Origin of the sequence: Phytohabitans houttuyneae (assembly GCF_011764425.1) — a bacterium.
Lineage (GTDB): Bacteria > Actinomycetota > Actinomycetes > Mycobacteriales > Micromonosporaceae > Phytohabitans > Phytohabitans houttuyneae.
Genome location: NZ_BLPF01000002.1, coordinates 1572555 through 1582385, shown reverse-complemented (window position 1 = coordinate 1582385; position 9831 = coordinate 1572555). Strand labels below are relative to the sequence as shown.

The 9831-nt window shown below is 72.8% G+C and carries 5 protein-coding genes; 3 read left to right on the top strand and 2 right to left on the bottom strand.

The annotated features are described in order from the left end of the window. Positions 1-44: 44 nt before the first annotated feature. Positions 45-7652: a SpvB/TcaC N-terminal domain-containing protein gene (locus Phou_RS30530; protein ID WP_173062264.1), complete on the bottom strand. Its 7608-nt coding sequence runs from the start codon at positions 7650-7652 to the stop codon at positions 45-47. Between the two features lie 233 nt (positions 7653-7885). Between Phou_RS30530 and Phou_RS30525 the strand changes: the two genes are divergently transcribed. Genes Phou_RS30525 through Phou_RS30515 form a run of 3 tightly spaced genes read left to right on the top strand, consistent with a single transcriptional unit; the run spans position 7886 to position 9611 of the window. Continuing rightward, the gene (locus Phou_RS30525) at positions 7886-8434 is read left to right on the top strand and encodes an MEDS domain-containing protein (RefSeq protein ID WP_173062263.1); all 549 of its coding nucleotides are present in this window, start codon (positions 7886-7888) and stop codon (positions 8432-8434) included. Continuing rightward, positions 8431-8661 (top strand): STAS domain-containing protein, encoded by a 231-nt coding sequence (locus Phou_RS30520; protein WP_173062259.1) that lies wholly within the window; start codon positions 8431-8433, stop codon positions 8659-8661. The genes Phou_RS30525 and Phou_RS30520 overlap by 4 nt, the downstream gene beginning before the upstream one ends. Continuing rightward, a complete protein-coding gene (locus Phou_RS30515) occupies positions 8658-9611 on the top strand; it encodes an anti-sigma factor RsbA family regulatory protein (protein WP_173062256.1) in 954 nt (317 codons plus the stop codon). The genes Phou_RS30520 and Phou_RS30515 overlap by 4 nt, the downstream gene beginning before the upstream one ends. Positions 9612-9619: 8 nt before the next feature. Here Phou_RS30515 and Phou_RS51395 read toward each other — a convergent pair whose 3' ends face one another. Next, entirely contained in the window at positions 9620-9766 is a 147-nt protein-coding gene (locus Phou_RS51395; protein WP_218579272.1) for an AbfB domain-containing protein, read from the bottom strand. Positions 9767-9831 lie beyond the last annotated feature (65 nt).

Genomic DNA, 9831 nt, shown 5'->3' with positions numbered 1-9831 from the left:
AAGATGCCCGGTACCGGCCGCGCCGGCATGGTTCCGGCGGTGGTTTACCTGATCTCGGTGACGTGGTGCTTGAGCGGCGGCGGTTTGGCGTGCTTGGCTGCGGCGGTGGCAAGCCGCGAGCGCAGCTCCTTGATGCCTTCGGTGAGCCGGGCCAGCGCGTCGGCGCTGAGGTTGAGTGCCTTGACCGCGTCGTGTGAGGGGATGTCGCCGTTGCCGGCGATGAGCTCCCACAGCGCGTCGAAGCCGAGCACCGCCGACTCCCGGATCACGGTGTTGACCTTGTCGTCGGCGGCGGTCTCGGACTTGGTCGCCACCCGCAGCACCTCGGTGACCACCGTGCGGGCGGTCGCCTTGTCGAGGCTGTACTGGTACTCGACCTTCTGGCGCAGGAACTCCGGCAGCGTGCTGCCGTTGGCGATGCGCACGTCGCTGTTGCGGGTGACGTGGCCGATGTCGATGTGCGACACGAACGTGTAGTTCGACAGGTCCGGGTCGGCCGCCAGCGTGTCCGCCAGGCCGTTCTTCTTCCCGCAGGAGCAGGCCTGCACCACGAACGTGATCTGCTGGCTCTGCTTGGCTTCCTTCAGCTCGCGTTTGAGCGTCGGCGCGCCGATCCACTCGCTGTCGCCGAACGACATCTGGTTGGAGATGCCGTGCCCGAAGGTCATGACGACGTCCGGTTTCTCCTTGGCGATGACGTCGCTGAGCTTCTTGGACTCGACGCTCTGCGCCGTGACGCCGTGGTCTCTGGCGGCCTGCTGCGCCTGGCGTTTGAACTCGTCGTCGCCCTTGTCGTACAGGATCAGGTACTTCTTCTTGTGCGCCTCGTCCCACAGCTTGCGGGCCATCTCGTCGGTCTGCTTGGGCACGGATTTGCGGTAGTCGTCGAAGGTTTTGAAGGTCCGCGGGTTCGGCTCGGCGTCGGGCTTGCCGGCGTCCACCGGGTCGGTGCCGGCCGGGTCGCGGAAGCGCACCGGGTTGTCCCGGCAGTAGCGGTACAGGTTCGGCCCGTCGACGAGCAGCTCGGGGTCGGGTGAGCACCAGCGGCCCAGCCACGAGGCGTAGAACCGCGCGCCGGCGTAGTCCAGGCCGGTCTCGCCGTCCCGTTCCCGGCCGATGTAGCGGTAGCGTTTGAGGCTCACCTCGGCGACACCGCGACCGGCCTGCAACGCGCTCGCGCCGTACGGTGTGAACTCTTCCAGGCTGATCAGCGCACCCGCCTCGTCCAGCTCTACCGACGCGGTCCCCAGGTGGTTGGCGAGCTGGTAGCGCTGGACCGGTACCGGGTCGGCGACGGCGGCGCCCTCGTCCACCGTGAGCGTCTCGACCTGGGCCACCTGCGCCTGGTCGTCCATCACCCGCAGCGACTCGCGGCGCAGCCGCACGCTCGTGCCGGTCGCGTCGTACTCGCGGTACACCTCGAACGCACCGAGGTAGACGCGCTCCTTGCGGCGGATGCCGTCCTGCGACTCGACCACCTTGCGCATCCGGCGGCCGCCGGCGTCGTAGGCGTACCAGGCGACGCCACCGCCGCCGAGGTCCGCGCGGTGCAGCCGGTCCTTGACGTCCCAGCGCAGCTCGGCGCCGTTGATCGCGGTGATGCAGCCGTGCGCCTCCATGCCCTGCGCGTCGGTGTAGGAGTAGGTCTCGGCCGGCAGGGCGTTGCCGCCGAGCGTGGTGCTGCTCAGCCGGTTGCCGGCCCGCGCCGGCTCCAGCCGGCTCGGCTCGCCGTAGGTGTAGGTGCGGGTCCAGCCACCGCCGGCGGCGGCGTGCCGCATCTGCTCGACGTTGCCGGCCAGGTCGTACCGGTACGTCTCGGTGTAGTTGCGCAGCGCCTGCAGGTCGTTCGGGTTGGCGCGGACGCCCACGAACGGGCGGTCCCGGCGGTCAGCGGTCGGAGCGGTGTCGAACGCCGTCTGTCCGAGGTGCTCACGCCCGGTGGCCTGCACGAGGCGGTAGAGGGCGTCGCAGGTGAACGTGGCGACCGGGTCGACCCGCTGGCCGTCGTGGATGACCACCTTCTGCGCCGCGTCCCGGATCCGGGTCAGGTTGCCGACCGGGTCGTAGGTGTAGGCCAGGTCCTGTACCACGGTCGGGTCGGTGAACAGCTGCGCGGCGGTGGAGTCGGCGGCGGCCGGGCGGGTGGTCCGCAGCCCGGCCAGCCGGAACGTCGCGGCGTCGTAGGTGTAGGTGGTCTCGGCGCCATTGGCGTAGGCGATCCGCTGCCGCTGCCCCTTGGCGTCGTAGTCGATGTCGGTGACGAAGGCGGTCGGCTGCGCGGCGCCGCGCAGCGCCACCTCGACGCTGTCCAGCAGGCCGGCCTCGTTCCAGCCCGGCCGGTACACGCTGCCGTCCGGTGTGGTGGCGGTGACGACACGGTTCAGCGCGTCGTAGGTGCCGGTGCTGGTGAAGCTGCCGTCGTCCACCGGCGGGTCGTCCGACCAGTCCACTGTGGAGTCCCAGTCGCGCAGCAGGTCGCGGCGGCTGGCGGTGAGGTTGCCGGCGAAGTCGTACGACAGGTGGGTCACCCGGCCGACGGCGTCGAAGACCTCGTACACCCGGGTGCGGTGGTTGCCGGCCGTGCCCTGCGCCTCGCCGTACACGGTGCGCTCGGCAAGGCGCTCGCCGCCGTCCTCGGTGACGAACAGGCCGGTCGGGCGGCGCAGCCCGTCGTACTCGATGCGCCGCAGGTGGCCGCGGGCGTTCCACTCCCGTACCGGCGCGCCGGTCACGTCGGGCAGCGACCACCGCTCGCCGGCGTCCATGCTGGCCTGGTGGATGATTCGGCCGAGCATGTCGTAGTCGGAGCGCATCGCGAGCCGGTCCAGCGGGTCGTGCACGGTGCGCTGGTTGCCCTCGGCGTCCCAGCCCACGCGGGTCGTCTCGGCCTGCTGCACCTCGACGCCGTTGTCGACGAACCGGTTGGTGGCGATCGTCGCGAACGGCCGGCCGAGCGGGTCGAGGTGCGCGGTCACCGGGGTGTCGGCGTGCAGCGCGGCCCGCTGGGCGGCGTCGGCCTCGTCGGCGCCGAGGGCGTCGCCGGCGCGCCGGGCGAACCAGGTCGCCCAGCCGGCGTCCTGCGCGTCGAAGTAGCCCCGCATGTGGCCCGCGACATCGGGGTCGGTGCGCGGGTCGCCGGTCTGCGCCCCGCGCGGCGCGACGCAGTCGTTGCGGTCGTGGTCGACCCGCTGCCAGGGCGAGTGCACGATCTTCTCGTACGTGTGGTCCGGGTGCAGGATCGCCACGATCCGGTCGACAGGGTCGTAGAACAGCTGCGGGCTCACGCCCGTGTCGGTCAGGTCCGGCTCCGGCTCGTAAAGGTGGGTCGCGCTGAAGAACGGTTCGTACCGGCGGACCGGAAGGCCCTTGTTGTTGAAGACGGTGCGGCCGGTGCCGACCCACCGCGGCGTGGCGGGCGCCAGGACGGGGCGGCCCTGCGCGTCGCGCACGAGCGGGCCGGGCACGGCATCGCCGTCCGGCAGCGGTACCGGCGGGGCCTGCCGCCGCGGCGCGTCGCCGGGCTCGGCCAGCCGCTTGGCCTGCACCGGCCGGCCGAAGCCGTCGGTGAACTCGACCTTCACCTGGATCCGCGGGGTTGCCCCGCCGGGCTCGGACAGGTGCGTCTCCCGGGCCAGCGTGACCGAGGTCGCCGGCTGCCCGCTGCGGGCGAACAGGTCCAGGTCGTACACGATGCGGGTCGTCGCCGTGCCCAGCAGCGCGGCGGCCTGCGCCAGCGGGTCGGCGAGCAGCGCCCGCCGGACGGCCGGCGCCGGATGCGGGTCGAGCTGGCCCAGCAGGTCGCCGCGCTGTTCGGTGGCCTTGCCCATCAGCGCGGTGGCCACCACGAGGCCCAGCGCGTCGAACGCCACGGCGGTGCGGTTGCCGTTCGGGTCGGTGACCTGCCGGGGCAGCAGCACCCGGTAGTCGTGCGCGGCGGCGACCTCGTTGCCCGCCGCGTCCACGGAGAGGGTGACCAGCAGGTCGTGCGGGGCGTCGTAGGTCACCACCGTGGCGTTGCCGAACGGGTCGACGACCTTGCGCGGCAGGTGGAAGTGCGCCCGGGCGGTGGCCAGCTCCTGCGCGGCGGTCGCGGCCGGATCGGCCGGGTCGGCAGCGGGGTCGAAGAACGCCCGGCCGCTGGGGATCCACCAGCCGCCGTCCATCGGCACGTACCCGCCGTGGTCCGCTCCCCCGCCTTCGAGCAGCGCGGCGGGGGTAGGCAGCAGCGCCTGGTCGGGCTGGCCGGGACGGCGGCGCACGAACGCGGCGGCCAGCAGCTGCGGGGTGAACGCGAGCCGGTACACCTGGTCCAGGACGGCCCGGGGCTGCACCTTGGTGAAGGTCAGCGGTCCGGTCAGGTCGTCCGCGCGGTAGAACGTCCTGGCGGCCTCGACGAGCCGCCGCTGCCGCGTCGTGTGGTCGGGGGTCGCGTTGTAGCCGATCTCGGTGGCGGAGCCGAGCGCGGCGAAGCCGTCCGCCGCCCACTCCGCGAAGCCGAACCGGGCCGCGCCGCCGGCGGGGCGAAAGCCGGTCAGCTCGCTGGTGTGGCTGGCCGCCGGCACCGGGACCCGGTAATCGTCGGGCCACTGCGCGGGATCGTCGATCGCGTTGGTGTACGTGTTTTCGACCAGCAGCACGGTGGCCCGGGACTGCACCTCGCGGTCGCGCGGCGAAAGGTCCGCCGGCGGCGCCGTACGCCCGTACGCGATCCGCAGCTCCCGCAGCACGTTGCCGGAGCCGGTGTCCACCTCGAGCACGATCGTGTGCTTGACGCGGGGATCGGTCGGGACCCGGTCGTACTGCGACTCGACCGCCTGGCGCTGGTGGGCGTAGAAGACGGCGTGCCGCTGCTGTGCCCTCGGCTGCACCAGGTGGACCGCGAAGTCCTGCTCGGTCACCACGTACGGGCGGTCCTGCTCGGCCCGCCCGTCCAGGCCGTACATCTCGCGGCGGAGCATGACGCCCTTGAGCGCGCGGCAGGCCTCCCGCCGCTCGTCGATCGTCAGGCCGTCCGGTAGGGCGGTGCCGTCGGCTGGCGCGCCGGTGTGAAACCAGGTCCTGGTCAGCACCGGCGGCACGTGGGAGGCGGCGTCGACGTTCGTCGCGGTCGCCAGCGCCGCCAGGTGCTGGGTGTCCCACTGCTCCACCAGGCCGAAGCCGTGAAACTCCCGCTCGCCGGCGTCGAAGTGTCCATTGTGGTACGCGTAGCGGGTCAGGAACCGGTTGCCGGTCAGGTGGTCGATGCTCTCCACCCGCTCCAGCACGTGCACCGCGAACGGCAGGCGGGTCGTCCACGGCCGGCCGGCCAGCCGGTCCGCCCGGCTGAACGCGGTCGACGGCAGGTAGCTCAGCCGCGTCTCGGCGCCGAGGTTGTTGCGCTGGCCGACCAGCAGGTGCGGCTTGTGGCCGCCCATGAGGTCGACGTACCGCATCGTCCCGTGGCTCGACCAGACCAGGCAGGCGGTGCCGGCGCCGAGCAGGTCGACGACCTGGGCGTCCTCGGGCCGCTCGACGACCGCGCACTGCGGGAGGGTTACGCCGTCGCTCCAGCCGTTGCCGGCAAGGTTGCGGTAGAGCGTCGCCCCGGCGCCGCCGAGGTAGACGATGTCGGTGGTGCCGGAGCCGTCGACGTCGGCCAGGTGCACCCGCGCTGGGTCGAACAGCTCCGCCGGGCCGAAGACCGGCGCGTTGTCCATCACCACCCGGGCGCCGAACCGCCCGTACCCCAGGTTGGGCCAGTAGCAGACGGCGCCGTTGGTGATCTGCACCAGGTCGGTGGTGCCGTCACCGCTGAGGTCGGCGACGAAGAAGCTGGTCGCGCCGTCGTCGAAGACGAGCCGCGGTCCGCGGTCCGCGCCGTCGCCGAGCGACTGGCGCGCCGCCGGCCCGAAACCCGATTTGCCCAGCGACGGGTACCAGGTGATGGCGTCCTGTTCGGTCACGACGATCTCGGCGATGCCGTCGCCGTCCAGGTCGAGCATCCGCAGGTTCGGATCGTCGATGTCGAGGTTGGGGAACGTGTCGAAGGGCCGAAACGGCGTCCAGTCCCCGCCTGGCGTGCGCTCGTGAAACCCGCCGGTGCCCGGCGCGAGGGCGGCGAAGCCGACCCGGCCCTCGCCGGCGAGGTCGATCAGCGTGGCGGCACCGGCCCGGGCGGCAAGGGCCGGCCGGGACGCCACCGGGACGGCGGCTTCGAACCGGGCGACGGGCGGCCCGCCGCCGTCGGGCGGGCGCACATCGCTGGCGTTGCGGCGGTAGTACCAGGCGCCCTCGTGCTCGGTGAGGATGCCGGCGGCGCCGTCGCCGTCCAGGTCCACCCACCGGGCGGCCGAGCCGACCGCGTCGAGGTCGGCGCCGCGCACGTCCCGCACCGGCAGGCCGGCCAGCGCCGCCGCGTCGGGCACCCGGCTGTACTCCAGCTCGACCGGCGGGAAGGAGCGCACCAGGTACCGGTCGGGCAGCTGTGCGGTGGCGCGCAGCTCGTACCCGGACTCGACGACGGAGGTGAGGTAGGTCGCAGCGGGGCCGGCCTCGTACTGCAGGCGCAGCGCGCGGGTCAGGTAGTCGGGGCGGCCCAGCTCCTGCGCGAAGCGGTGGAACATCAGCACCCGGTGGCAGAGGCGGTAGGTGCGCACCTCGAAGCCGGCCCGGTAGGTGGAGAAGGGGTCGGACCGCACCGGCCAGCGGGCGCCGGGCGCGGGTGCCGCCGTGGCGGTGGCGAACTGCTGCCCGTCCACGGCCGGCGCGTCGGCGTAGTGGCCGTCGCCGTAGTCGAAGACCACCTCGAACATCCAGTCCTGGATGGACTCCGGGTCGACGGCGGCGCCTTCGGTGTCGCGGTTGGGGACCCGGTTGCCGTAGCGGATCCGCTTGAGGTACCGGTTGGCGCCGCGGCCGGCGTCGGTCCGGTTTCGCTCGTGCGCGGGCGCTGTGTACCGCCCCTGCGCGTCCTCGAAGACCCGGTCGGCGGTCTCCGGCTCGTAGTCGTACCGGGCCGCGTTGCCCTTGTCGTCGTGGGTGGAGCAGATGAGCCAGCTGAAGACCCGGGACGGGTCGGCCGGGTCGGCGATCCTGCTGCGCGGCGTGCGCCCGTACCACGTCGTCACGTTGTCCCGGCTGATCGTGCGCCAGCAGGTGTCGCCGTCGGATCGGCGGACCCACCGCTCGATGCGCGCGAACAAACCTTCGACCCGCGGCCGGTAGCGGTGCACCAGGTACCCGTCGCGGGGCTCCGGCACGTGCGCCCACTTTCCGGCCGCGTCCCGCTGCAGCAGCGGGACGAGATCCTCGGATCCGGACAGCACGAATGTGTCTGACTCTTGGGCGTCGTCGTAGCGGGGAATGCGGCGGTCGGTGCGGCGGCTGATCGCCGGCAGGTCCAGGCTCCAGCCGAGGCCGAAGGGTCCGTTGCCGGAGCCGCTGTCGTAGGACAGCGCCAGCCGAGGGCCGAAACCGGCGCGGCCCGGCGAGAGCGGCAGCGCAAAGCGCATGGTCCCGGTGCCGGTCGCCGGGTTGGCGGTGAAGGTCTCGCCCATGGTGCGGATCGCCCCGCCGCCCTTGGGCACCACCGGCGCCACGACGGCGGGCGTGCGCGTGTCCGCGCCGGCCGGACCGGCGGCAGGGTGCGCGAAGTCCATAGCGCTTTGCGTCATCGACATCCTCCGGGTGCACCGATGGTCAGCGCGGGCATCTCCGAAGGACGGACCCTGTCCAGCGTTGCCAGCCCTCATCCTTGTACCGCATGCTGGTCAAACCCATCGCCTCGTCACAAATCCGACACGCGCCTGATTTGTTCGTAAACGCGCCAATACTGGTTGTATCAAATGCAGCGGAACCACCTCGTGCGGCCCGCCCGCCGATGCGGAGCAGCGGCTACGATCGGGAAATGCCCGTCCCTCCGGCGCACCAGCACGTCTGCCTCGTCTACGACGAGGCGGCCACGTTTCTCGGTGCCGCCCGGGCCTTCCTCGCCGAAGGCGTTCGCGCCGGACAGCGAGTCGTGTTCGTCGGCCCGCCGCAGGCGTACGCGGGCCTCGGCATCGACGGGCTGCCGCATTTCTCGACCGCCGACGTGGACGCAGGCGGCGTCCCGGTCACGCCACATGCGCAGGTCACGGCCTACCGCGCATTCACCGAGGCCGCTGTGGCGGACGGGTTCACCGGCTTACGGGTGGTCGCCGAGGCGACCCCGCTGGTGCGCACCGCGGCCCAGCTGGACGCGTTCCTGCGCTACGAGCACCTGGTCGACCGGTACATGAGCGAGCACCCGATGGCCGCCATGTGCGCGCCTTCGACCGTCGCGTCATCGCCGAGCCGGCCCTCACCCGCCTGGCCAGCATGCACCCGCGCGCGACCGGCGAGCACCCGCCGTTCCGCGTCTTCGCCTGCCCGCCCTCGCGCGGGTCGGTCGCCCTTTCCGGCGAACTCGACATGACATCGTCCGACCTGCTGCCGGAGGCGCTGGACCGGGCCGGTGCCGAGCCGGTCGACGGCGCGCTGGTCTTCGACCTCACCGGACTTCGCTTCAGCGACCACCGGTCGGTCCTGGCCCTTGTCGACCACGCGCAGCGGCGCGGCCACCCGGCGGTCCTGCGCGGGCCGCCGCGGACCGCCCGGCAGCTGGTCCGGCTGATGGGCGTCGACGTGCGGGTGGAGCCGTGAGGACCGGCGCGGCGGCGGGACACCAGGGGTACTACCACGAGGCCGTCTACTACTCCTCGCCCAACGAGCTGCTCGAGGTCGTGGTGCCGTTCCTGCTGGACGGGCTCGAAGCCGGCGAGCCGACGATCGTCGCGTTCGGGGAAAAGGGCACGGCGCTGGTCCAGTCGGCCCTGCCGCCCGGCGCCGACGTCGCCTACCTGCCCGGCGGCGACACGTACGCCCGGCCGGCCGGGGCCATCCGGGCCTACCGCACGCTGCTGGCCGAGCACGTGGCCCGGGGCGCCAGCCAGATCCGGATCGTCGGGGAGCTGCCGCCGGACAACCTGCGGCCCGCGGTCTGGGACTGGTGGGCCCGCTATGAGTCGGCCATCAACCACGCGTACGACGAGTTTCCACTGTGGAGCATGTGCGCGTATGACACGAGCGCCACCCCGGACGAGGTCCTGGCCGACATCGAGCGCACCCACCCCCGCCGGGCCACCGCCGCCGGGCTGCGCCTGCCGAGCCCGACCTACGTCCCGCCGGAGCGGTTCGAGCTCGACCGGTCGCCGGTGCGGGCCGACCCGCTGCAGGACGGTCCGCCCCTGCTCGACCTCACCGACCCGACGCCGGCGGCCGCCCGCGCGGCCGTCCAAGGCGCCGTCGGTGGGCTCCTGTCGATCGATCGGCTCGAACAGCTACTCATCGCGGTCAGCGAGGCGGTCACCAACGGGCTGCGCCACGGGCTGCCGCCGGTGCGGCTGCGGGCCTGGCACGGCGACGGCCGGACGGTCATCACGGTCCGCGATGGCGGGGCCGGGCCGACCGACCCGTACGCCGGCCTGCTGCCGGCCACCAACGGCGGACCCGGCGGCCTCGGCCTCTGGTTGATCCACCAGCTGTGCGACCACGTGGCCTTCGGCCGCGCCGGCGACGGCTTCGTGCTGCGGCTCACCGCCGGCGCGGTCTGATCGGCGGCTCAGGCGACCCATCCGGAACGTGGGGTCGCCCAGCCTGCCACGCGGCGGAACCTGGCGTCGTCGGCGGACGTGCCCGACCCGTCGTTCTGCACCAGCGCGAGGTCGTCGTTGGCGTGCCTCAGGTAGTAGCCAGGATCGTTGGTCATAGCTCGTGCTGCGGCCCGTCTCCATCGCGGGTCGCCGGGTTTGCCGGGGCTCCAGAACCGTTCTG